Annotated in this window: 21 protein-coding genes and 1 pseudogene; 10 read left to right on the forward strand and 12 right to left on the reverse strand. The window is 72.1% G+C overall.

Annotated features, from left to right (window positions below; genetic code table 11):
- The first annotated feature begins 4 nt into the window (after positions 1-4).
- The 3 genes from ACGFNU_RS11540 to ACGFNU_RS11550 are packed head-to-tail and all read left to right on the forward strand — an operon-like array spanning position 5 to position 3,524.
- Positions 5-1,468 carry a purine-cytosine permease family protein gene (locus ACGFNU_RS11540; protein ID WP_392592518.1) on the forward strand — a complete coding sequence of 488 codons (1,464 nt, stop codon included), beginning with the start codon at positions 5-7 and terminating at the stop codon, positions 1,466-1,468.
- 42 nt (positions 1,469-1,510) lie between these two features.
- A complete protein-coding gene (locus ACGFNU_RS11545; protein ID WP_392592520.1) occupies positions 1,511-2,314 on the forward strand; it encodes an SAM-dependent methyltransferase in 804 nt (267 codons plus the stop codon).
- A 16-nt stretch (positions 2,315-2,330) separates the two neighbouring features.
- On the forward strand, positions 2,331-3,524 hold the full coding sequence (locus tag ACGFNU_RS11550; protein WP_392592522.1) for a cytochrome P450: 1,194 nt from the start codon (positions 2,331-2,333) through the stop codon (positions 3,522-3,524).
- Here ACGFNU_RS11550 and ACGFNU_RS11555 read toward each other — a convergent pair.
- The 5 genes from ACGFNU_RS11555 to ACGFNU_RS11575 form a co-directional block, all read right to left on the reverse strand.
- Entirely contained in the window at positions 3,479-4,837 is a 1,359-nt protein-coding gene (locus ACGFNU_RS11555; protein WP_392592524.1) for an adenylosuccinate synthetase, read from the reverse strand. The two genes, ACGFNU_RS11550 and ACGFNU_RS11555, sit on opposite strands and share 46 nt — an antisense overlap.
- Positions 4,838-4,843: 6 nt before the next feature.
- Entirely contained in the window at positions 4,844-5,812 is a 969-nt protein-coding gene (locus tag ACGFNU_RS11560) for a hypothetical protein (RefSeq protein ID WP_392592526.1), read from the reverse strand.
- Between the two features lie 10 nt (positions 5,813-5,822).
- Complete coding sequence (locus ACGFNU_RS11565) at positions 5,823-6,881, reverse strand: molecular chaperone DnaJ (protein ID WP_392592528.1); 1,059 nt, start codon at positions 6,879-6,881, stop codon at positions 5,823-5,825.
- Positions 6,878-7,696: an NUDIX domain-containing protein gene (locus ACGFNU_RS11570; RefSeq protein WP_392592530.1), complete on the reverse strand. Its 819-nt coding sequence runs from the start codon at positions 7,694-7,696 to the stop codon at positions 6,878-6,880. The genes ACGFNU_RS11565 and ACGFNU_RS11570 overlap by 4 nt, the downstream gene beginning before the upstream one ends.
- Before the next feature lie 139 nt (positions 7,697-7,835).
- Complete coding sequence (locus tag ACGFNU_RS11575) at positions 7,836-9,833, reverse strand: amino acid permease (protein WP_392592532.1); 1,998 nt, start codon at positions 9,831-9,833, stop codon at positions 7,836-7,838.
- Positions 9,834-10,063: 230 nt separating this feature from the next.
- On the opposite strand from ACGFNU_RS11575, the gene ggt reads away from it, so the two are divergent.
- The 4 genes from ggt to ACGFNU_RS11595 all read left to right on the forward strand — a co-directional run bounded on the left by ggt (position 10,064) and on the right by ACGFNU_RS11595 (position 13,710).
- Positions 10,064-11,914, forward strand: a complete 1,851-nt coding sequence (gene ggt, locus ACGFNU_RS11580; protein ID WP_392592534.1) for a gamma-glutamyltransferase — start codon at positions 10,064-10,066, stop codon at positions 11,912-11,914.
- Positions 11,915-11,982: 68 nt separating this feature from the next.
- Entirely contained in the window at positions 11,983-12,345 is a 363-nt protein-coding gene (cutA, locus tag ACGFNU_RS11585; RefSeq protein WP_392592536.1) for a divalent-cation tolerance protein CutA, read from the forward strand.
- Positions 12,345-12,758, forward strand: a complete 414-nt coding sequence (locus ACGFNU_RS11590; RefSeq protein WP_392592537.1) for a hypothetical protein — start codon at positions 12,345-12,347, stop codon at positions 12,756-12,758. The genes cutA and ACGFNU_RS11590 overlap by 1 nt, the downstream gene beginning before the upstream one ends.
- 100 nt (positions 12,759-12,858) lie before the next feature.
- Positions 12,859-13,710 (forward strand): oxygenase MpaB family protein, encoded by an 852-nt coding sequence (locus tag ACGFNU_RS11595; RefSeq protein ID WP_392592539.1) that lies wholly within the window; start codon positions 12,859-12,861, stop codon positions 13,708-13,710.
- A 43-nt stretch (positions 13,711-13,753) separates the two neighbouring features.
- Here ACGFNU_RS11595 and ACGFNU_RS11600 read toward each other — a convergent pair whose 3' ends face one another.
- The 5 genes from ACGFNU_RS11600 to ACGFNU_RS11620 all read right to left on the reverse strand — a co-directional run bounded on the left by ACGFNU_RS11600 (position 13,754) and on the right by ACGFNU_RS11620 (position 18,852).
- The gene (locus tag ACGFNU_RS11600; RefSeq protein WP_392592541.1) at positions 13,754-15,286 is read right to left on the reverse strand and encodes an MDR family MFS transporter; all 1,533 of its coding nucleotides are present in this window, start codon (positions 15,284-15,286) and stop codon (positions 13,754-13,756) included.
- Between the two features lie 92 nt (positions 15,287-15,378).
- Complete coding sequence (locus ACGFNU_RS11605) at positions 15,379-15,675, reverse strand: metal-sensitive transcriptional regulator (RefSeq protein ID WP_392592543.1); 297 nt, start codon at positions 15,673-15,675, stop codon at positions 15,379-15,381.
- An 85-nt stretch (positions 15,676-15,760) separates the two neighbouring features.
- Complete coding sequence (locus ACGFNU_RS11610) at positions 15,761-16,354, reverse strand: histidine phosphatase family protein (protein WP_392592545.1); 594 nt, start codon at positions 16,352-16,354, stop codon at positions 15,761-15,763.
- A 19-nt stretch (positions 16,355-16,373) separates the two neighbouring features.
- Positions 16,374-17,489, reverse strand: a complete 1,116-nt coding sequence (gene ald / locus ACGFNU_RS11615; RefSeq protein ID WP_392592547.1) for an alanine dehydrogenase — start codon at positions 17,487-17,489, stop codon at positions 16,374-16,376.
- Positions 17,490-17,670: 181 nt separating this feature from the next.
- Complete coding sequence (locus tag ACGFNU_RS11620) at positions 17,671-18,852, reverse strand: glycerate kinase (protein WP_392592549.1); 1,182 nt, start codon at positions 18,850-18,852, stop codon at positions 17,671-17,673.
- Between the two features lie 164 nt (positions 18,853-19,016).
- Here ACGFNU_RS11620 and ACGFNU_RS11625 point away from each other — a divergent pair, with 164 nt between their 5' ends.
- A complete protein-coding gene (locus ACGFNU_RS11625; protein ID WP_392592551.1) occupies positions 19,017-19,565 on the forward strand; it encodes a MauE/DoxX family redox-associated membrane protein in 549 nt (182 codons plus the stop codon).
- 55 nt (positions 19,566-19,620) lie between these two features.
- On the opposite strand, the gene ACGFNU_RS11630 is transcribed toward ACGFNU_RS11625, so the two are convergent.
- Both ACGFNU_RS11630 and uraH read right to left on the reverse strand, forming a co-directional pair.
- Positions 19,621-21,042 (reverse strand): NCS2 family permease, encoded by a 1,422-nt coding sequence (locus tag ACGFNU_RS11630; protein ID WP_392592553.1) that lies wholly within the window; start codon positions 21,040-21,042, stop codon positions 19,621-19,623.
- A gap of 103 nt (positions 21,043-21,145) precedes the next feature.
- Complete coding sequence (gene uraH / locus ACGFNU_RS11635; RefSeq protein ID WP_392592554.1) at positions 21,146-21,475, reverse strand: hydroxyisourate hydrolase; 330 nt, start codon at positions 21,473-21,475, stop codon at positions 21,146-21,148.
- A 66-nt stretch (positions 21,476-21,541) separates the two neighbouring features.
- Between uraH and ACGFNU_RS11640 the strand changes: the two are divergent.
- Positions 21,542-21,865: pseudogene (locus ACGFNU_RS11640) on the forward strand (PucR family transcriptional regulator); the annotation flags it as partial.
- 25 nt (positions 21,866-21,890) lie between these two features.
- Positions 21,891-23,207, forward strand: coding sequence for a helix-turn-helix domain-containing protein (locus ACGFNU_RS11645; protein ID WP_392592556.1), 1,317 nt, complete (start codon positions 21,891-21,893; stop codon positions 23,205-23,207).
- Positions 23,208-23,371: the final 164 nt, after the last annotated feature.

Genomic DNA, 23,371 nt, shown 5'->3' on the forward strand with positions numbered 1-23,371 from the left:
CCCCGTGACCGAAGTGAAAGAGCCGCCGCCCGGCGGCGGTGCGACCGAGCAGCCACCCCCCGGCGTCGTCGTCCGGCAGGCCGAGTACGGGGACCGGCTCGCCGCCGTCGAGCCCGGCGGCACCGAGTTCATCCCGTACGACCAGCGGCACGGCACCCCGCTCAAGCTGCTCTGGACCTGGACCTCGCCGAACCTCGAATTCGCCACGATCTTCCTCGGCGTGCTGGCCGTCGCCGCGTTCGGCCTGACCTTCTGGCAGGCGGCCGCGGCGGCCGCGCTCGGCACCGGGCTGGGCGCGGTCACGCACGGGATCCTGTCGGCGCGCGGCCCCGGCCACGGCGTCGGGCAGATGGTGCTCGGGCGGATCGCGTTCGGCTACCGCGGCAACGCGCTCCCGGCCGGGCTCAACACCGTCGCGGGCGGCGTCGGCTGGTTCGCGGTCAACAGCGTCAGCGCCACGTTCGCGCTCGCCACGCTGACCGGCCTGCCCAAGCCGCTGTGCCTGGCCGGGGTGGTGCTCGTCCAGGTGGCCATCGGGTTCTTCGGGCACAACCTGGTGCACACCGTCGAGCGCTACGCCTTCCCGGTGCTGGCCGTGGTCTTCGCCGTCGGCGCCGTCGTCATCCTGGGCAAGGCGAACTTCTCGGCTCCGGCGAGCGGCGAGGGCGGCGGGCTGGGCGGCTTCCTCATCGCGACCGCCGCCTCGTTCGGGTACGCGGCGGGCTGGAACCCGTACGCCGCCGACTACACCCGCTACCTGCCGCCCGCCACGAGCAGGCGCGCGACCGGGCTGTACGCGGGCCTCGGCATCTTCGCCGGCTGCACCCTCCTCCAGATCGTCGGCTCGGCGTCGGTGACCATCGGCGGTGACGCGCTCGGCGACCCGACCGGCACCTTCACCGGCCACATGCCGTCCCTGCTCGGGAACCTGACCCTGCTGGCGATCACGCTCGGCGCGATCTGCGCCAACGCCATCAACATCTACTCGGGCGCGATGTCGTTCGTGACGCTGGGCATCCGGCTGCCGGTGGCGCTCCAGCGCGGCGTGGCGGCACTGGCGTTCGGCGCGATCGGGCTGGTCGTCGCCTACTTCGGGCTCGACGACGCGGGCCACGACTACGAGGCGTTCCTGCTGGTCATCGCGTACTGGATCGGTCCGTGGCTGGGCGTGGTGCTCACCGACCAGTGGCTGCGGCGCGGGACCGAGCCGAGCGACGCGCTGCTCTTCGACAAGGGGTACCGCAACCTCGCCGGGCCCATCGCGATGCTCGCGGGCGTCGTCCTGTCGGTGTGGCTGTTCTCCAACCAGCAGAAGTACGTGGGGCCGGTGCCGGCCAACTGGGCGTCGTTCGGCGACGTGACCGCGCTGGTGGGCTTCGCCGTCGCGGCTGCGGGCTACGCCGTCCTGCTCCGGATCCTCCCGCCGAACCATGGTGGGAACATGGCCGGAGGTCGTAAGATCATGTGAAAAATCAACATGTGACGCCGGTGCGGGGTCGGGGTGATGCGGATGGACGGCGGCCGGGGACCCGGCGACGTCGACCTGAGCGTGCCGAACGTCGCCCGCATGTACGACTACTACCTCGGCGGCAAGGACAACTACGCCGCCGACCGCGCGCTGGCCGACCAGGTGCTCGAGGTCGCGCCGCAGACACCCGCCCTCGCCCAGGAGAACCGCGGCTTCCTCCAGCGGGCGGTCCGCCATCTCGCGGGGGCCGCCGGGATCGACCAGTTCGTCGACATCGGGGCAGGCCTCCCGACGCTCGAGAACACGCACGAGGTCGCCCAGCAGGTGGAGCCCGGCGCGCACGTGGTCTACGTCGACAACGACCCGGTCGTGCTCGCGCACGGCCGGGCGCTGCTCGAGGGCGCCGCGGGCACCAGGGTGATCCAGGGCGACGTGCGGCGGCCGGACGAGATCTTCGGCTCGGCCGAGCTGACCGGGCTGATCGATCTCGCCCGCCCGGTGGCGATCCTGCTGGTCTCCGTCCTGCACTGCGTGCGCGACGACGAGGATCCCTGGAAGATCGTGCGGCGGCTGCGGGAGATGATCGCGCCGGGCAGCCACGTCGCGATCTCGCACATCACCGCCGCCGACCACGCCGCGAACGCGACGGCGGGAGCGGACGTCTACCGGCGCGCCAGCACCGGCATGACGCTGCGCCCCTACCCGGCGATCAGACGCTTCTTCGACGGCTTCGAGCTGCTCGACCCGGGCCTGGTACGGCTCACCGAGTGGCGTCCCCGGGAGGGCGCCGAGCCCCGGCGGGACCTTCCGACCTGGTACTTCTGCGGCGTAGGCCGCAAACACTGACACGGGAGACACACGGGTGACGCAGCAGGAGACGCAGGATACGGCGGACCATCCCCGGCTCGACTTCAACCCCCTCGCCGGCACCCGCCCGGTCGGGACCACCGCCGCGCTGATGGACGGCCTGCGCGACGACCACCCGGGCTTCCACTCGACGTTCGGCCGCGGCTTCTGGGTGCTGACCCGGCACGAGGACATCCAGGCGACCCTCCAGAACCCGGCGACGTTCTCCAACCGGTCGGTCAACGCCCTCGACTCCGAGCCGCGCTACCGCTGGATCCCCGAGATGCTCGACCCGCCCGAGCACACGCCCTGGCGGCGCCTGCTCCGCCCGTACTTCACGCCCGCCACGGCCAAGGCGAGGGAGGGCCGGATCCGTGAGCACTGCGCCGCCCTGATCGACGAGATCGCCCCGCGCGGGTCGTGCGACTTCGTGTCCGACTTCGCCCTGCGGTTCCCGTCGGTGATCTTCCTGGAGCTGATGGGCCTGCCGGTCGAACGGCTCGACACGTTCCTGGAGTGGGAGCACGCCATCCTGCACGGCCCGCCCGCGGCCAACCCCGCGCGGATGGCGGCGATGGGCAAGGTGACCGAGATGTTCGCCGGGCTGATCGAGGAGCGGCGGGCCGAGCCCCGCGACGATCTGGTGAGCGCGGCGGTGTCGTGGCGGATCGACGGCGAGCCCGTCTCCGACGAGGATCTGCTGGCGTTCTGCCTGCTGATGTTCATGGCCGGGCTCGACACGCTGACGTCGCAGATGTCGTACACGTTCTGGCACCTGGCGACGCACCCGGACGACCGCGCGCGGCTGCGCGGCGATCCCGGGCTCATCCCCTCGGCGATCGAGGAACTGCTCCGCGCGTACTCGATCGTCCTGCCGGCCCGGAAGGCGGCGCGCGACGTCACCGCGGCCGGATGCCCGGTCAAGGCGGGCGAGATGGTGATGCTGCCGCTGACCATGGCCAACCGCGACCCGGCGGTCTTCCCCGAGCCGGACCGCGTCGTCCTCGACCGCGCGCCCAACCGGCACCTGGCCTTCGGCGCCGGGCCGCACCGCTGCCTCGGCGCCCACCTCGCCCGCCTGGAGATCCGGGTCGCGCTGGAGGAGTGGCACCGCCGGATCCCCGACTACCGGATCCCGGACGGCGCCGAGGCGATCGAGCACGCCTACATGCTCCTCGGGCTGGACACCCTGCCCCTCACCTGGTCGTAGAGCTTGTCGGCGGCGGTCGGCCCGGACGAGCGCAACCTGACGGGCGCTCCCGCGATCTCCTCCACCGCGGTCACGGCGTCGCCGAGCGGCTCGTAGACCGGACGAGCCGCGAGCAGCCGCCGCGTCAGCGCCGCCTGCCGGTCGAGGTCGCCCGAGGGGCCGACCGGCAGACGTTCCACGCGCCGCCTGTCCAGCTCGTACGACCGGCACAGCAGCAGGTCGTCCCGCTCGCGCGCCACGTCCAGGTGGGTCAGCGCGAGCTCGTTGACGCCGCCTGCCACATCGAGGGCATAGCGCAGCGTCACCGCGTCGAGATGGCCGACGCGGAAGGCCCCCTGCCAGCGTCCCGGCCCGTTGTGCCGGTCCGGCAGGTCCGCGGTCAGCGCCGGATCCTCGGTGACGAACGGTCCGGGGCCGTGCCGCGTCGCGTACGCCCGCAGCACGCCCAGCCGCGTGCCGGTGGCGCCCGCCTCCGCCAGCAACGTCTCCGCGTTGGCGAAGGTGGTCGTCGACCAGGTGGTGTACGGGTGGAAACCGTGCCACTCGTCCAGCAAGACGCCCTGCGCGCCCTCGAAGATCACGGTCCCGGTGCGCAGCAGCCCCCGCAGGTGCTCGCCGCCGACGATCCGGACCCGTTCGCCGAACGCGAGGAACACCTCAAGGCACTCCTCAACCGAAGGCACCCGCTCCTCACTCCCGGATGGCATCCACCTGTCGTCCGCGGAGGGTGCCCGCCCCTCACCCGTGGAGGGCGACCGCCCGTCGGCCGCGTGCGGTGGAAACGTTTCCAGGTACCAGTCGCGGAGTGCGGTCAGGCGGCGGCGCAGGCGCGCGGGGGAGTGGCAGTCGCCCGCGCGGGGTGCGTCGTCGTGGGTCAGCGCGTAGGCGGCCGTCTCGCCGACGCCCATCCCGCACGATCCGTGCCGGGCCGTACCCCGGGCCGCCTCGCGTGCGCGATTGGCGGCCCGGTGGTACGGCGTGGTCAGCAACGCGTCGCGGTCGACCGTGAGCCGCGCCAGGGCGTCACGGACGTTCAGCGCCCGCAGATGATCGGCCTCGGCGGCGAGCGCGAGCGGGTCGACGAGCATGAACCGCGACAGGTGCGTGGCCACGCCGGGCGTGAACGTCCCCGACCCGAACTGGGCGAACGTGTGGTGCCGTCCGTCCGGGGCGACGACGTTGTGCGCCGCCTGGGCGCCCCCGTTGAAGCGCACCACCGCGTCCACCGGTTCGGGCCCCCGCGAGCAGAACCAGTCGACGACGGTGCCCTTGCCCGCGTCGCCGAAGCCCAGGTCGGCCACGATCACGTGCATGGCGGCCTACAGCCGGGTGGTCGCCGACGGCGCGGCGCGCAGATCGGCCGGGACGGCGGACGAGGCGACCGGGGCACGGCTCGCGTCCAGCCGGGCCAGCGCCCGCGAGACCGAGGCTCCGGCGGCGGAGCCGACCTCGTCGAGGTGCTCCAGCCCTTCGTCGAGGTCGATGGCGTCCTCCGCGAGGCCGATCGTGAGAGCGATGGTCTCGCAAACGGCGTCCAGGTCGTCCAGGTAGAGCACGTGCTGGCCGAGCAGGCCCTGCCAGAAGTCCTTCAGCTTCCGGCTCTGCGAGTGGTAGGCGCCCTCCGGGATGATGAAGTACACCTCGTACATGCGCTGGAGTTCGCGCAGCATCTTCTCGATCGGGATGTCCTCGCCGGGGTCGCCGCCGATCACCTTGGCGATCTCGCGCCGCCGGACCTTCGGGTAGGCCAGCTCGTCACCGATCATGAAGAGATAGCCGCGCTTGCCGCGCTTCTCGAAGCAGTCGATCGAGGTGTGCCGGGCCATGAAGTACATGCCGAGCTCGTACGACTCGGTCATCTGCCCGCCGCCGCCACCCTCGAGGTAGATCTTGCCGAGGTCGTCGTCCATGCGGTTGTCGGCCTCGAACTGCCCGATCTGCAGCGGGGCGCGGTCGCAGGTCGCGTCGCCGACCGCGCCGAACAGGATGTGCGGGTGCTCGACGTACCCCTTGCGCAGCAGCAGGCCGAGCAGGTCGGGCAGCTTGGTCTGCAGCGTGCGCGGCACGCCGCCCATCGAGCCGGTGACGTCGAACAGCACCGCGACGGCCAGCGATTCAGGATGGTCGTCGGAGTCCCGGCTCTCCCGCGCGGTCACCCCCTTCGGGTCGAGGTCGGGGTGGACGGCGGTGGCGCCGCCGTCGCTGTAGGCGAAGGCGCTCGCACCGGTGGCCGAGCGGTAGCTCGCCGCGGCCGCGTAGACGTCGGTGGACCAGTATCCGCTTCCCATGGTGTCCTCCTTAGATCACCGGGGGGTGTGAGTCAGGCATGTGGAACGGGCGGAAACGGCGTGGGCCGTACAGCCGTTCGAGCAGTTCGTCGAATTCGCCCAGCAGCCGCCAGGCGTCGTCCGGGCGTCGCTTCTGTGCAGTGAGCAGGCAGCCTTTGGCGAACATGCGGATCGCCTTGGGCGCGGTGCTCGTCTGGCCGAGGCCGCCCATGAGCTCGGTCATGCAGCGGGTCGCCATGAAGAGGTCGGTGGCGGCGCTCGCCCGCTGCCGCGCCGGGACCTCCGGCGGGTACCAGGACGTGTAGCGGTCGACCATGGCGGGCACCCGTCCGGTGGCGTCGGCGTACGAGTAGCAGCCGGGCACCGAGTAGCACCAGTCGACGAGCACCAGCCCGTGCTTCTCCGGATGGACGAGGACGTGCTCGGGCAGCACCGCGCCGTGCAGGACGCCCGCCCGGTGGGCGAACCCGAGCGCGACCAGCAGCCGCCGCCACATCCAGGCCGCGTCGCGCGGATCCAGCCCGCCGGGATGGGCCTCGCGGACCTCGGCGAGGCTGCGGAAGCCGTCGAGCGCGACCATCGCGTTGGCCTGGCGCTGCTCGCCGGTCGCCGCGTCGCGGTGCCGGAACGTCTCGATGAGCCGCGGCACGTACGCCCGGAACCGGTCGTCCCCGTCCTCGGGGAGCTGGCGCAGCGCCACCGCCTCGCGTTCGACCAGGTCGCTGTCGCGCGGATCGCGCGGCAGCTTGACGACCGCCCGGCGCGCGCCGTCGTACGCGGCGGCGTAGAGGTTGGCCAGATCGCCTTCTGCCTGGACGCCGCCGAGGCGGTAGGAGTGGCGGCGGGTCGTCATCGTGCCCGCGTCGTCCCGGTTGTAGGTGCGCCAGAGCGCGTTGAGCCGGGTGAACGCGTCGCGGGTGCGGCCGCCGGTGGCGTCCGGATGGACCAGGTGGGCCAGCCGCCGGTAGGTCCGGGTCGCCTCGGCGGCGTCGGCGCCGAACAGGCCGGCGGGGGTCCGTACCCGGTCGAGCCGGGCCAGGGCTTCGTCGAGCTCCATCTTCGTCGTCATCTGATCTCTTCCTCTCGGCTGGGCCGGAGCAGAGCGGGGTGCAGGAGGCGGGCGTCGCCCGCGCGGTAGAGCTTGGGCCGTGGGCCGCCGCGCCGGCCGCCCTTGTCCGAGGTGCCGCCGGTGCTCTCCACGAAGCCGGGGACCGACAGGACCTTCCGGTGGAAGTTGCCGGCGTGCAGTTCCTCGCCCCAGACCGACTCGTAGACGGCGCGCAGCTCGGGGATCGTGAACTCGCCCGCGCAGAAGGCCGTGGCCAGCGGCGTGTACTCGAGCTTGGCGCGGGCGCGTTCGAGGCCGTCGCTCAGGATCCGCGCGTGGTCGAAGGCGAGCCTGCGCGTCGTCCCGGGCCGCTGATCCGCCGCCTCGGTGAGGCCGAGCGCGTCGACCGGCACCCAGGCGGCGTCGACGGCGTCGCTGCCCGCCTCCGGGTCGGGAAGCTCGGGGGCGAACGCGAGGTAGGCGACCGAGATGATGCGCATGCGCGGGTCCCGGCCTGGGGCGCCGTACGTGCCGAGCTGCTCCAGGTGGACGCGGCCGAGCGCGCCGCCCTTGGCGCTGACACCGGTTTCCTCGGCCAGCTCACGGACCGCCGCGTCGGGCAGGTCTTCCGCGTCGCGCACGCCCCGGACGAAGCCGCCGGGCAGCGCCCACATCCCGGCGTACGGGGCGTTGCCGCGCCGCACGAGGAGCACGTTCAGGCCGCCGTCGCGGATGGTCAGCGCCACGACGTCCACGGTCACCGCGACCGGGTCGTAGTCCCGGGGGTCGTACTTGGCGAGGAACTCCTGCTCGTCGCGCCGTGGGTCCGGGGCCATCGCGTTGATCTCCCTCTGAGTAGGTCTCAAGTTGAGTCAATCTCGCTATGAGAAGAACATAACCCGGCTGCCGCCGCTCGTCCACCCTTAAAGCGAAAGAGGCCGCCTCCCTCTCGGGAGACGGCCTCTGGCCAGGTCTTCAGCGGCGATGCCGCCCGCCGGACGGCGGGTCGGGATACTCGTCGCCGGGCTCGTTCGGGTACGGCTCGTCCGCGGACGGGTCGTAAGGCTCGTAGGGCTCGTACGGGTCGATGCGCCGAGGACCGCTCTGGTACGGCTCCGAGGAGTACCGGCCGGTGGGGGACTGACCCGCGGGCGGGCGGCTGCCCGGGTACGGCTCGGCCGGATACTGCCCTGAAGGCCGCCTGAGCGGCTGGCTCGGGGGCTGGCTCGGCGGGTGGCCGTAGGGATCGCTCCGGTACGGCTCGTTGCCGTACGGATCGTTCTGATACGGATCGTTCGCGTACGGGTCGTTCTGATACGGATCGTTCGGGCGTGCCGTGAAGTGGTAGGGGTCGGCGGCGAACGCCCCCGTCGTCTGCGAGCGGGCGACCGGCGTGCTCGCCGGGGGGTACATGCCGGGCGGGGGAGCGGCCAGCGGCGCCGCCACGGCCACCGGCGGCGGGGCGGCGGCCGCCGCCTTCAGCAGTTCGCGCAACTGGCTCTTGCGGCGCCCGTACACGACGTACACGACCATCCCGATGGCCATCCAGATCGCGAAGTAGCCCCAGGTCAGCACCTGGAGATTGAGCATCAGCCAGCCGACCGCGAGGATCGTCACCAGCACGGTCAGCGAGGCGGCCGGGACCTTGAACGGGCGGTGCAGGTCGGGCCGATCGCGGCGGAGCGCCAGCACCGCCGCCGCCACGAACATGAACGCGAACAGGGTGCCGATCACGACCATCTGCTCCAGCGTGAGCACGTCCAGCGTCTGCGACATCACGATCGCCGCGACGCCGGCGGTCAGGGTCGCGCGCGACGGCACCTTGTAGCGGCTCATGCTGGCGATGCCGCGCGGGAGCAGACCGTCGCGCGCCATCGAGAAGAAGACCCGGGTCAGGCTGATGACCAGCACCAGGATGACGGTGGTCAGCCCGAGCACCACCCCGACGTCGATGATCTTGCCCATCGAGTCGGCGCCCACCTTGCCGAACGCCACCGCCAGCAGCGGTTTGTCCGGGTCCAGGCTCTTGTAGGAGATCATGCCGATCATGGCGACGGCGACGCCGACATAGAGCACGATGGTGACGGCCAGCGAGACGATCATGCCGCGGGGCACCTTGCGCGGCGCGTCCTCGGTCTCCTCCGAGGCGGTGGCGATCAGGTCGAAGCCGATGTAGCCGAACGCGATGGCGGGCGTCGCGGCGAGGATGCCCCAGATCCCGAAGACCTGGGGGCTGCCGCCGGTCACGCCGCCCCAGATCGCGTCCAGCACGGTCTGGCTGCTGGTGTCCGGGGCGGGCTGCGCGGGCGGCACGAACGGCGTGAGGTTGCCGGGGTGGAAGAACTTCAGCCCGGTCGCGATCACGAGGCCGAGCACGATCAGCTTGGCGAGCACCATGTACCAGAGGGTGCGCAGGCCCAGCCGGCTGCCGGTCGCCAGCATCCCGACGACCAGGAGCAGGATCAGCAGCGCGAAGAGGTCGAACCCCTTCTCCTGGCCGATGATCCCGACGAGCGGCTCGGGGATCGGCACGCCGAAGTCGGTGAGCGCCTGCGTCGCGTAGAGGGACCAGGCGCGCGCCAGGACGGAGGTGGCGAGCAGGAGTTCGAGGATGAGCGACCAGCCCACCACCCAGGCCCACACCTCGCCGAACGCGACGTAGCTGAAGGAGTAGGCGCTGCCCGCGACCGGGATGATCGAGGAGAGCTCCGCGTACGAGAGCGCCGCCAGCAGGCAGACCAGCCCGGCCACCACGAACGAGATGATCACCGCCGGGCCCGCGTTGTTCACCGCCTGCTGGCCCGCGACCTTGAAGATCCCCGCGCCGATCATGACGCCCAGCCCGAGCACGATGAGGTCTCGGGTCCGGTAGACGACGCGCAGCCGGTGCCGGCCCCCGTACAGCTGTCCGGTCGCCTGCTCCACCGGCAGCCGTCGGAACATGTCGTTACGCATGCGGATGTCCCAGGTCATAGGTGTCCCTTGGCCTGAACCCGCGCCGCTGTTCGCGAGACAGAGCTTGCTGAAGTTCCTAAGAATTCCCCAGTTACAGGTAAAACCGCAACGTCTTCCCTTGATTCGGACAGGCGTCATCTGCTGGGAGCGCTCCCCGGGAGGGCGGGGGAGGCCGGGGTAGGCCGGGACGCTGGCGGGTCGCGGAGATCGATGGGACGGTGGGGGCGTCACGCATTCCAGGAGGTTCCGTGTCCCGCAGCAGGAATCACCGGCGTATCGGGGTGGCCGTTCTCCCGGCTCTCACGTTCGCCCTGGTCACACCGCTCTCCGCCGCCTCGGCGGACGCTCCCGGCACCGACGCCCCGCCCGCCCCGCCGTCGCGGCAGCCGGTGGCCACGGGATACGGCGGCGCGGTCTCCACGGTCGATCCGGACGCGAGCCGCACCGCGATCGAGGTGCTCCGGCGCGGCGGCAACGCCATGGACGCGGCGGTCGCGGCGGGCGCGACGCTGGGCGTGACCGAGCCGTACGTGGCCGCCATCGGCGGTGGCGGCTACATGACCTACTACGACGCCAAGACCCGCAGGGTCTACGCGCTCGACGGCCGCGAGACCGCTCCCGCCAAGATGACCGAGACGTCGTTCGTGGACCCGGCCACGGGCAAGGCGATCCCGATGGACCAGGCCGTCACCAGCGGGCTGAGCGTCGGCGTGCCCGGCACGGTCGCGCAGTGGGAGCTCGGCCTGCGCCGGTTCGGCAGCCGCGACCTGCGCACCCTCCTCAAGCCCGCCATCAAGATCGCCGAACGCGGCTTCGTCGTGGACCAGGAGTTCCGCGACCAGACCGCCACCAACGAGGCGCGGTTCCGCGACATCCTGCCGACCCGCGCCCTGTTCCTGCCCGGCGGCAAGCTCCCCGAGGTCGGCTCGACGTTCCGCAATCCCGACCTCGCGCGCACCTACCGCGAGCTCGGCGAGCGCGGGCCGCGCTGGCTGTACGAGGGGCAGCTCGGCAAGGACGTCGTCCGGACGGTGAAGCGGCCCCCGGTGGATCCCGCGTCCACCCGCAACGTCCGTCCCGGCCTGATGGAGACGCGCGACCTGCGCGCCTACAAGGCGCTGTCGAAGAAGCCCACCCGCGTCACGTACCGCGGCCTGGACGTGTACGGGATGCCGCCGTCCTCGTCCGGCGGGTCCACCGTCGGCGAGGCGCTCAACATCCTGGGCAACTTCCGGCTGGGCGCCAACGACCCGGTCCGCACCCTGCATTACTACCTGGAGGCGAGCAAGCTCGCCTACGCCGACCGCGGCCGCTACGTCGGCGACCCGGCCAAGGTGGACGTGCCGCTGGACGAGCTGCTCTCCACCGGATTCGCCCGCGAGCGCGCCTGCCTCATCAAGGCCGGCCAGGCGGCCACGGCGCCGGTGGCGCCCGGTTCGCCCGACGGCGGCTACACGCCGTGCATCCCGCCGGGGCAGGCGACGCGCGCCCTGGCGTACGAGGGCCCGCAGACCACCCACCTCGTCGTCGCAGACAAGTGGGGCAACGTCGTCGCTTACAACGTCACCATCGAGCAGTTCGGCGGCAGCGGGCTGACGGTGCCGGGCCGCGGCTTCCTGCTCAACAACGAGCTCACCGACTTCAGCCTCCAGCCGCCCGCGCCCGGCGCGGCACCCGACCCCAACCTCCCGGGACCGGGCAAGCGGCCGCGCAGCAGCATGGCCCCGACGGTCGTGCTGAAGGACGGCCGCCCGATGCTCGCGGTGGGCACGCCCGGCGGTTCGACCATCATCACGACCGTCCTGCAGATCCTGCTCAACCGGATCGACCTCGGCATGGACCTGCCCACGGCCCTGGCCGCGCCGCGCGCCACCCAGCGCAACACTCCGGCGGTCTTCGCCGAGGCGGCGTTCATCAAGCTGTACGGCGAGGCGCTCACGGCCCGCGGCCACAAGCTGGAGCCCTTCCCGGGCCCGCCCGCCGGCGTCATCGGCGCAGCCACCGGCCTGGAGATCCTGCGTCCCGGCCTGGTGCAGGCGGTGGCGGAGCCCACCCGTCGTGGCGGAGGTGCCGCGCTCGTCGTGAATCCGGCCAGGTAAGTCGTGCGTCCGGCCAGGTGACCGGACTGGAGCGCGACTACGATCGGTGGTGGGGGAAGGAGCTTGCCATGGCGCAGGCGTACGTTCAGGTGACCACGACCACCGACTCGCGGTCGGAGGCGGCCGAGCTGGCGAAGTCGGCGGTCGCCGAGCGGCTGGCGGCGTGCGCCCAGCTCGTCGGGCCCGTCGCCAGCACCTACTGGTGGGAGGGCGAGATCGAGCACGCCGAGGAGTGGATGGTGTTCTTCAAGACCACCGCCGACCGGTTCGACGAGCTCGCGACCCTCATCACCGAGGGGCACTCCTACGACACCCCGGAGATCATCGCGACCCCGGTGGTGGCGGGCAGCATGGACTACCTGGCCTGGATGTCCGAGCAGACCGAGCCCGCCGAGGAGGACGAGGCCGTCGACGACGCGGCGGTCGACTGATGGCCGTGCCGGCCGGGTACTCGGGCACCCCGCTGCCCCGCAAGCTGGGCATCAAGCCCGAGCACCGGGTGCTCATGGCCGGGACGCCCGACGGCTTCGAGCTGGGTCCGCTTCCGCCCGGCGTTGTCCTGCACCGCCGCCCGTCCGGCCGCGAGCCGTACGACGTGATCCTGGCGTTCTGCCCCGACCTCGCCACGCTGAAGCGGCGGTTCGGTGCGTCGCGGGCGCGGCTCGAAACCGCGGGCGGCCTCTGGATCGCCTGGCCGAAGAAGTCGAGCGGCGTGGCCACCGACCTCTCCGACGACATCGTCCGGGAGTACGGGCTGGCCACCGGGATGGTCGACAACAAGGTCTGCGCGGTGGACCAGACCTGGTCGGGCCAGCGTTTCGTCGTCCGCCTCGCCGACCGCTGATCTGGACATACTGGTGTGATGCAGGTCATACGCGGGCAATAAGTCTTTAATTACTTCGGGCGGTGTGGTTGCCTCGGCTGTCGGAGAAAGGCGGACCCAGGTGCGTGACGAGGACTACGGGCTGTTCGGGCCCGGCTCGGTGACCTGGCGGGTCATGGGAGAGCCGGTGCTCGTCGTCGGCGGCGTCCGGGCCCTGCTGCTGCAGGCGCTCCATCCGCGGTCGATGTGGGGGACCGCGCAGAACTCCGAGCTCATGGACCCGCAGGCCGCCTGGGCGCGGCTCGGCAGGACCGTCGAGTTCGTGCGCGTCCGCACCTACGGCACGACCGGGGAGGTCGACCGCGTCGGCCGCCGGATCCGCAAGCTGCACTCCAAGCTGACGGGCCTCGACCTGCGCACCGGTGAGACCTTCCGCGTCGACGACGTGGAGAACCTGCTCTGGGTGCACATGGGCGAGGTCGACTCCTACCTGGACGTGGCCCGCCGCGCCGGGGTGCCGCTCTCGGCCGCCGACGCCGACCGCTTCGTGGACGAGCAGCGGCGCGCCGCCGAGGTGGTCGGCCTCGACCCCGCCGTCGTCCCCGCCTCGGTCGGCGAGATGAAGGAGTACTACGACGGCATGCGCCCGCACATCTGGGCGTGCAAGGAGGCCCGCGTAGGGCTGCGCCGCCTGTTCAACCCCAACGTCCCGCGGCAGATGCTGCCGCTCAAGCTCGCCGCGCCCGGCATCGCGACGCTGGTCGTCACGACGCTGCCGCGGTGGGCCCGCCGTATGTACGGACTGCCGGGCCTGCCCACCTCGGATCTCGCCGCGACGCTGACCCTCAAGGGCCTCTACCGCACCTCGCACGTCGTGCCCGAACGCTACCGGTACTCGCCGGACGCCAAGCGCGCGCGTGACCTCACCCGGGAGCACCAGGAAGCGATCACCACCTGGTCGATCGCCTCCTGACGCTCCGCGGGCGCTCCTGACGCTCCAGGGTTACCGGGCGTGCCTAGCCGATCGGGGGCGGGCCTCCGCCGCCGGTGCCCTTACGGGGCAGGAACAGCGCGGGGATGATGAGGACGGCGGTCAGGCCGAGCGCGACCCAGAACGTCTGGCCGAACGACTCGGCCAGCATCGGCCCGAACCGTTCCCGGACCTCGTCGGGGATCTCGCCCATCCGGCCTTCGCCGCCGCCGGACGCCGCCACCTGGAGGTGCGACCGCAGCTCGTTGGACAGCACCACCGCGAGCAGCGCGGCGCCGAACGAGCCGCCGAGCTGCAGGATGATGTTGAGCGAGCTGGTCGCCCGGGGCACCGCCGACCTGGCCAGCGTGGTCAGGGCCGCCGACATCGTCGGCATCATCGTGCAGCCCAGGCCGAGCCCGCGGACGAAGAGGGCGGCGCCGAGCCACCAGTAGGAGGTGTCGGCCTCGACCATCGTGAACGGGATCGTGCCGAGCACGAGGACCACGATCCCCACCGGGACGATCCGGCCGGGCCCGATCTTGTCGGTCGCCAGGCCCGCGAGCGGCATCGCGCAGGCGGCGCCCAAACCTTGGGGGGCGAGCAGCAGGCCGGCCGACAGTGCGTCCTCACCACGGGCCACCTGGAAGTACAGCGGCAGCAGCAGGAGCGAGCCGAGCAGGGCGATGCCGACGAAGAAGACCGCGACGGCCGCCGCCGCGAACGTGCGGTCCGCGAACAGCCGCACGTCGATCAGGGCCTTCTCCCGGCGGTTGAGGCTGTGCACGACGAAGAGCGCCACGAACGCGGCACCGGCCACGAGCCAGGCGATCGTCGACGGCCGGCCGAACCCGCCCTCGCCGCTCGCCGTGGAGAGCCCGTAGATCAGCAGCGCGAAGCCGGGCGGGAGCAGGAGCAGGCCGCGCAGGTCGAGCGCGGACGGGCCGTTCTCGCCGCGCTCGTCGTGCACCTTCCACCACGCCAGCGCGAGGGCGAGAGCGCCGACCGGCAGGTTGACGAAGAAGATCCAGCGCCAGTTGACCCCGACGAGCCAGCCGCCGAGCACCGGCCCGAGCACCGGGCCGAGGAGCATCGGCACGCCGACGATGCTCATGACCCGGCCCATCCGCTGCGGGCCCGCGGCCATCGTCAGGATCGACATCCCGGTGGGCATCAGCATGCCGCCGCCGAGCCCCTGGAGGACCCGGAAGGCGATGAGGCTGCCGATGTTCCAGGCGAGGCCGCACAGCACGGAGCCGGCCACGAAGAGCAGGATCGAGGTCATCCACACCTTGCGGGTGCCGAACCGGTCGATCGCCCAGCCGGTCAGCGGGATGACCGAGCCCATCGCCAGCAGGTAGCCGGTGATGACCCACTGGATCGTGGCGAGCCCGGCGTCGAGGTCGCGGCCGAGCTGTTCCAGGGCCACGTTGACGATCGTCGTGTCGAGGATCGCCATGATGTTGCCCGAGACGATGACCAGCCCGAGCACGATGATCGCGCGATCGAGCCCTTCGGGCGGTCTTCCGGCGGTGGACGCGGCGGACGGAGGAGATTTGGCAGGCGTCGTGTCGGCCATGATGGGGAGGCCCCTGTCATCGAGACGGCAATGGTCCCGGTCCCCCGACCCGCTCCCCAAAGGAGACCATGGAGCGGGGCCCCTCCACAAGGTCAGCCGCGGCGCATCAGGCGGCCCACCGCGGCCATCAGCTCGGTGGACATCTGCTCGCTCTTGCCCTCTTCGGCGCCCTCGGCCACACAGTGCCGCACGTGGCCGTCCAGCAGCCCGAGCGCGACCTTGTCGAGCGCCGCCTGGATGGCGCTGATCTGGGTGAGGACGTCGATGCAGTAGCGGTCGTCCTCGACCATCCGCTCGATGCCGCGGACCTGGCCCTCGATCCGGCGCAGCCGGGTCTGGAGCTGGTCCTTGGTGGCGGTGTAGCCGCGGGTCGGGGTCTCCGTCGCCATCGTCGTCCTCGCAATCGGTCGGGGTGCCCGCGAACGTTCCCGCGGGAGAGGGTAACCCCCTAGGGGGTATCCTACCCGCTCGTCCCTACGCGGGTGGCGGGACGTTCCACGAGGTGATGACCGGGCGGTCGTGCTCGGTGCCGAGCGTGGAGACGGTGCCGGTGTCGAGGGCGAACAGCCGTCCCGAGGCGGGCTCGAGCTCCAGCCAGCGGGCCGTGAGGACGCGCAGCACGTGCCCGTGCGCGACCATGGCCACGTCGCCGTCGGCCAAGAGCGGCCGGACGCGGGCCAGCACCGCGTCGACCCGCTTGCCGACCTGCTCCACGGGCTCGCCCGGATGATCGGCGTCGCCGGGGATCACCCCGTCGTCCCAGAGGTACCAGCCCGGCCGCTCCTCGCGGATCGCGGCGCTGGTGACGCCCTCGTAGCCGCCGTAGTCCCACTCCCAGAGATCGGGATCGGTCTCGTCCACCCGCAGCCCGGCCAGCTCGGCCGTGCGGCGGGCGCGTTCGGCCGGGCTGGAGACGACGCGGACGGGGTGCCGCGCCGCCACCAGCGGCGCCACCGCGCGGGCCTGATCCTCGCCGCGCGCGGTCAGCGGGAGATCGGTCCGGCCGGTGTGGCGCCGGTCGCGGCTCCACTCGGTCTCGCCGTGCCGCAGGATGATCAGTTCCCCCATGGGGGCCACTGTACGGGGCTCAGGCGAGGACCTCGGCGACCGGGGTGAACGGGAGTCCGTGCGCCTCGGCGACGTGGTCGTAGGTCAGCCGGCCGTGGTGGGTGTTGAGGCCGAGCGCCAGCGCGGGGTCGGCGCGGAGGGCGCCCTGCCAGCCCTTGTCGGCGATCGACACGGCGTAGGGGAGCGTGACGTTGGTCAGCGCGTACGTCGAGGTGTTGGGCACCGAGCCCGGCATGTTGGCCACGCAGTAGAAGACCGACTCGTGCACCTTGTAGGTGGGGTCGGCGTGCGTGGTGGGCCGGGAGTCCTCGAAGCAGCCGCCCTGGTCGATCGCGATGTCGACGAGCACCGAGCCGGGCTTCATGTGCGCGACCAGCTCGTTGGAGATGAGGGTCGGGGCCTTGGCGCCCGGGATCAGCACCGCGCCGATGACCAGGTCGGCCGCGCGGGCCTGCTGCTCGATGGTGTAGGCGTTGGACACGAGGGTCGTGAGGCGGCCCTGGTAGATGGCGTCGATCTGGCGGAGCCGGTCGACGTTGACGTCGAGGATCGTGACGTCCGCGCCCATCCCGACGGCGATCTGGGCGGCGTTGAGCCCGGAGACGCCGCCGCCGATGACGACGACCTTGGCCGGGGCGACGCCCGGCACGCCGCCCGGCAGCACCCCGCGGCCGCCGTTGAAGCGCATCAGGTTGTAGGCGCCCACCTGCGGGGCGAGTCGCCCGGCCACCTCCGACATCGGGGCGAGGAGGGGGAGCGAGCGGCTGGGCAGCTGGACCGTCTCGTAGGCGATGGCGGTCACCCCGGACTCCAGCAGCGCGTCGGTGCACTCGCGCGAGGCGGCGAGGTGGAGGTAGGTGAAGAGGGTCTGGCCGCGGCGCATCCGGTGGAACTCGTCGGCGATGGGCTCCTTGACCTTGAGGATCAGCTCGCCCTCGCCCCACACCTCGTCCGGCCCGTCCAGGATCTTGGCGCCGGCGGCGGCGAAGTCCTCGTCCGGGATCTGGGAGCCCAGCCCCGCGCCGCGCTCAACGAACACGTCGTGCCCGTGGCGGGCGAGCTCGTGCACCCCCGCCGGGGTGATGGCCACCCGGTACTCGTGGTTCTTGATTTCGCGCGGAACGCCGACCTTCACGATGTCCTCCGACGGTGCCCTCGATCGTCATTGACCAGGGATGTGACCAGGATGTACGCCTACAGGGTGCGGTGTGGCGGCCTCCCCTTGCCATGTTCAACGTGTATAGGCATTCCCCGCATTCCTAACAAGATGTAAAGCTCCGCAGCTCAATCGCGGATCGGTGCGGATCGGTGCCGGATCAGTCGCGCGGGCCGCGCGGCGGGAGCCATTCGTCGGCGATCGCGACGGTGAGCTGTTCGAGCAGCGGGCCCGCCTGGCGCCGGTACCGGTCGGGGTCGGGCTCGATGTCGGTGAGCACGTAGGCGGCCTGGATGCGGGCTCTGCGCAGTTGCTCTCCGGTCAGCCCGCGCCGTCCGGCCACCGCCACCACCGGGACCCCGGCCCGGGCGCCCGCCCTGGCCACCCCCATCGACGGCCTGCCGCGCAGCGTCTGGACGTCCAGCGTGCCCTCACCGGTGACGATCAGGCGCGCCCCGCGGGCCTTCTCGGCGAACCCGAGCAGCTCCAGCAGCAGGGCGATGCCCGGTTCGAACCGGGCGTCGAGGAACGCCAGGGCGGCGAACCCCACGCCCCCGGCCGCGCCGGCGCCCGGCCGGTCGCGGGTCGGCCTGCGGGACGCCGCCTCGGCCAGATCGGCCCAGCGGCGCAGGCCCGCGTCGAGGATCCGCGCCTCCTCCCTGCTCGCGCCCCGGCGGGGACCCTGCTGCCCGAACGACGAGGAGGCCGCGCCGTTGCGGCCGAGGAGCGGATCCACGGCGTCGCCCGCGAGGACGATCGTGACGCCGGACAGATCGGGCATCGCGCGCAGGTCGAGGGCGTGCAGGGACCGCAGCGCGGCCCCGCCCGGGGGCAGGTCCTTGCCCATGGCGTCCAGCAGCCGGCCGCCGAGGCCCTGGATGAGGCCCGCGCCGCCGTCGGCGCACGCGCCGCCGCCGAGACCCAGCACGATCCGCCGGGCGCCCAGGCGCAGCGCGTGCGCCACCAGCTGCCCGGTGCCCAGGCTGGTCGCGGTGAGCGGCTGCGGCCTGCCGTTGGGCAGCCGCCGCAACCCCGAGGCCTGGGCCAGCTCCACCACCGCGGTACGGCCGTCGATCGCCAGCGAGGCGGTGACGGGGCGGCCCGTGGGCCCGCACACCTCGACCTCGACCCGCCGGTAGCCCGCCACGACCGCGGCCTCGGCGGTGCCGTCGCCGCCGTCGGCGACCGGCAGCTCCACCACCGGCACCGCGGGCCGGGCACGGCGCAGCCCGGCGGCGAGATGGCGGGCCACCTCGGGCGCGGTGAGCGCCCCTCCGAATCTGTCCGGCGCGAGCAGCACGTGACCGCGCGGAGGCGGATCGGGAGGATTGTCCGCGGACACCAACTGCCAGCCTTTCACGCAGGGGGTAAGGCCCTACCTTCTGCTTACGCCATGACGGCACTATTTGACACCCAGAACTTCGTCGGCGGCATTCAAATTGGAGTACCCGGGGAACCGGATCCCCGGCTCTTGACTCCCGTCCCGCCCCAGCTCATGATCATCCGGTGGAGTACGTCGCGTTCGGGGCCCGGGGCCTGATCTGCCTGATCTTCGTCGTCTCGGCTTTCGGCAAGGTCCGCGGCCGGGCGGCGTTCACCGAGTTCACCCGGACGACCCGGATCCTGCTCGCCGCGGCGCTGCGGCGCCGCGAGGTCGGCCGGGCCGCCGCCGGGTGGGCCGCGCGGGCGGTCGCCGCCGCGGAGATCGCGGCCGCGCTGCTGGTCCTGGTCCCGGTGACGGCCCCGGCCGGCCTGGGTGTCGCGGCCTTGCTGCTCGCCGTGTTCAGCGTGGCCATGGTGGCCGCGTTGCGCGGCGGGGTGAGCACCTCATGCCGGTGCTTCGGCGCGAGCACGGCCCCGATCGGGTGGCGGCACGTCGTCCGCAACGCGCTGCTGGTGTGCGCGGCCGTGGCCGGGCTGGCCGCCGCCTTGGCGGCGGGCTCGCCCCCGCCTGCCGGGATGGCGCTCACGGCCGTCGCGGTGGCCGTGGTGGCGCTGCTGGTGATCAGGCTGGACGACCTGTACGAGCTGTTCGCCGCCCCGGGCACCCGCTGACGCGTCCCGCCGCACGGGCGCGCCTGCCTGACGGGCGCGCCTGCTTCGCGGACGCCTATTTCACGCCGAGCCAGCTCTCGATCGGCTCGATCGCGAAGAAGACCAGGAAGAGCACGACGACGGGCCAGAGCCAGATCGAGACCGCCCGCCACTGCCCGCGGGCGGCCTGGATGACGGCGTAGCTGACCACGCCCATGCCGATGCCGATCGTGATCGAGAAGGTGAACGGCATGAAGATGATCGTGAGGAACGCCGGGATGGCGATGCCCAGGTCGCTCCAGTCGAGCTTGGCGACCTGCGTCATCATCAGCGCGCCGACCACGACCAGCGCGGGCGCCGCCGCCTGGGCCGGGACGACCGCGGCCAGCGGGGTCAGGAAGAGCGTGAGGGCGAACAGCGCGCCGGTGGCGAGGTTGGCCAGCCCGGTGCGGGCGCCCTCGCCCACGCCGGCCGCCGACTCGACGAAGACGGTGTTGGCCGAGGAACTGGTGACGCCGCCGAGGGACGCGGAGATGCCGTCCACGGTGAGGACGCGGCCCAGCCGGGGCACCTCGCCGCGCTCGTTGACCAGCCCGGCCTCGTCGCTGATCCCGAGGATCGTGCCCATCGCGTCGAAGAATCCCGAGAGCACGAGCGTGAAGAGCACCACCAGCGCCGTGATGACCCCGGCACGGCCGAACCCGCCGAACAGGTCCACCTCGCCGAAGAGCCCGAAGTCGGGGGCCGCGAACAGCTTGTCGGGCACGTCCGGGGTGACGATGCCCCAGCCGCCCTTGGGGATGGACGCGTTGTCCTGGATGACCACGGCCAGCACGGTCGCCGCGATGATGCCGAACAGGATCGCGCCCGGCACCCTCCGCACGTACAGCACGATCATGAGGACGAGGGAGAACGCGAACACCACCGCCGGCCACGTCCGCAGGTGACCGCCGGTGCCGAGGGAGAGCGGCGGGCTCTGGGCGCTGGAGGTCACGAAGCCCGCGTCGATCAGGCCCACGAGCGCGATGAAGCAGCCGATGCCGACCGCGATCGCGTGCTTGAGCGCCAGCGGGATCGCGTTCATGATCCGTTCGCGGACGCCGGAGACCGCGAGCAGCACGATGACGACGCCTTCGAGCACCACCAGGCCCATCGCCTGCGGCCAGGTCATCACCGGCGCCGCCTGGAAGGCGACCACCGCGTTGATGCCCAGGCCGGCGGCGACCGCGAGCGGCGTGTTGCCGACCAGGCCCATGATGGTCGTGGCGATGGCGGCCGACAGCGCGGTCATCGTCGTGAGCTGGGAGATCGACAGGCTCGCGCCCGTGACGTCCTTCGCCCCGCCGAGGATGATCGGATTGAGCAGGACGATGTAGGCCATCGCGAAGAACGTGGTCACCCCGCCGCGGAGCTCCCGGGCGACGGTGGTCCCGCGCCCGGTCAGGTCGAAGAACCCGTCCAGCCGGCTGGGCGGGACATCGGTCTTGGCGTGCGACATCTACCCGAGCTCCGAATCCGGTCGATCAAAAGAAAACGAGCACACCCTAACTGCCCTTGACCTGATCCGGTCGAACCGGTATCCGTGTAACGGTCTGTTCAGATCAGCTGCCGCGATACGTGGAGTAGCCGTAGGGGCTGACGAGCAAGGGCACGTGCTGGCGCGTCCCGCTGTCGGGCACCGCGAAGATGACGCACACCTCGGGATAGAAGGTCGCCACGCCCAGGCTCGTGAAGTACGGGCCGGTACCGAATCTCAGACGGAAGGTCCCGATCTCAGGCGGCTCCTGGAGGGCCGTCCAGCGGCCGTCGTCATCGGTCACGCCCTCCGCGAGGGACTTCCAGGTGTCCCCTTCGTACTGGTCGAGCCGGACCGGAATTCCGGCGGCGGGGCGCCCGCGGTGGGTGTCGAGGACGTGCGTGGACAGGCTCATGCGTCCCAGTACAGCAGGCCCCCCTTCTGTACTGGGACGGGACGCCGTGTATAGCCTGCGCAGGTGCGAATGCGAGAGTTGGTCGGAGAGGTCGACTCCTACGCCCTGCTCCTGGCCTCCGTGCCGGAGCGGGTGCGCTGGTCGTTCCGGGACCGCCTGCTGGGCCCGCTGGAGGAGTACGACTCCGACAAGCGCGCCGACCTCGTGCACACGCTGGAGATGTTCCTGGCCTGCTCGGGCTCCTGGAGCCGTACCGCGACGCGGCTGCATGTCCATGTGAACACGCTTCGGTACCGGATCCGCCGAATAGAGGAACTTACCGGGCGGGATCTCGGCACACTGGAAGATCGAGTCGATTTCTTCCTCGCCCTGCGCGCGACGCAGCGGTGAGCACGTGGTAGGCGGTGGTCACACGATGGATCGGGAGACACTGGGGCAGCGCATCCGGGCGCTCCGCATCCGGCAGGGCGTCAGCCAGGCTCAGCTGGCGTTCCCGGAGCTGTCCGACAGTTACATCTCGCTGATCGAGAGCGACAAGCGGGTGCCCGCGCCCAGCGTCATCGAGCTGCTCGCCACCAAGCTGAGCTGCTCGCCGACCTATCTGGTCAGCGGGGTCAGCGAGGACGTCGTGGACGAGCTCAGGGTGACGCTCGACTACGCCGAGATCGCCCTGCAGAACGGCGCGGCGGCCGAGGCGAGGGCGCGTTTCGCCGAGGTCCTGGCCAACGCCGACGCGGTCGCGCTCCCCGAGATGCTGCACCAGGCGCGCTGGGGCCACGCCCTGGCCCTGGAAGCGGCGGGCCAGCTGGAGGAGGCGATCGCCGGGCTGCGCGGGCTGACCGCCGAGGCGTCCGCCGACGCCGATCTCGACCACTGGTCCAAGGTGCACGTCGCGCTCAGCCGGTGCCTGCGCGAACGCGGCGACATCAGCGCCAGCGTGCAGGTCGCCGAGGAGGCACTCCGCCACCTCATCGCGATCGGCGCCGACTCGACGGACGCCGCCGTGCACCTGGGCGCCGCGCTGCTCGCCGCGTTCATCGAGCGCGGCGACCTGGTGCGCGCGCGCCAGCTCGCCGAACAGCTGATCGAACGCTCCGAGCGGATCGGCAGCGCCCGCGCCCGGATGGCCGCCTACTGGGAGGCCGCCTACGTCGCCGAGGTGCGCGGCGAGTACGAGGAGGGCGTCGCCCTGGCCGAGCGCGCGCTAGTCCTCGCGGGCGAGGAGCCCGAGGGCGGTCTCAGCGCCGACCCCCGGAACCTGCACCGGCTCCGGATCGCCTACGCGGGCCTGCTCCTGCGGGCCCGTCCCGAGCAGGCCGGCAGCGCCCGCGACCTGCTGGCCCGGGTGCGCGGCGAGATCAACGCCAGCGCGGCCGGCGAGATCGACGTCGCCTGGTGCCTGACCGAGCTGGCCCGCGCCGAGATCGCGCTGGGCCGTCCCGGCGAGGCCATCGAGCTGGCCGAGCAGGCGCTCGACCTGCTCGGCGACGCCCCCCGCCGCGCCACCGCCTGGGCCCTCACGGTCCTAGGTGAGGCCTGCGTCCGCCTCGGCCGCCGCGACCGTGCCATCGACGTGCTCACCCGCGCCGCGACCCACCTGGAGGAGATGGAGTCCTCCCGCGAGGCCGCCCAGGCCTGGTTCGACCTGGCCGAACTCCTGGCCGAGACAGGAGCCCCGGCCGAGCCCCGAATGGCCGCCTACCGCAGAGCCCTGACCTGCGCAGGCGTCTAACCCACCCCAGTCCCTCGCCCACGCGCAGCCCTTGACCGCGCGTGGTGGCGGACACGTGGAGTTCGCGGCGCGTGTAGGCCGTGGCCACGCGATGGGTGGTGGCCACGCGGTGGTCGTGGCGTGCGGGGATTGACCAAGCGGTAGCTTGGGTGGCAGGCTCGCGG

This window comes from Spirillospora sp. NPDC048911, assembly GCF_043198015.1.
GTDB lineage: Bacteria > Actinomycetota > Actinomycetes > Streptosporangiales > Streptosporangiaceae > Spirillospora.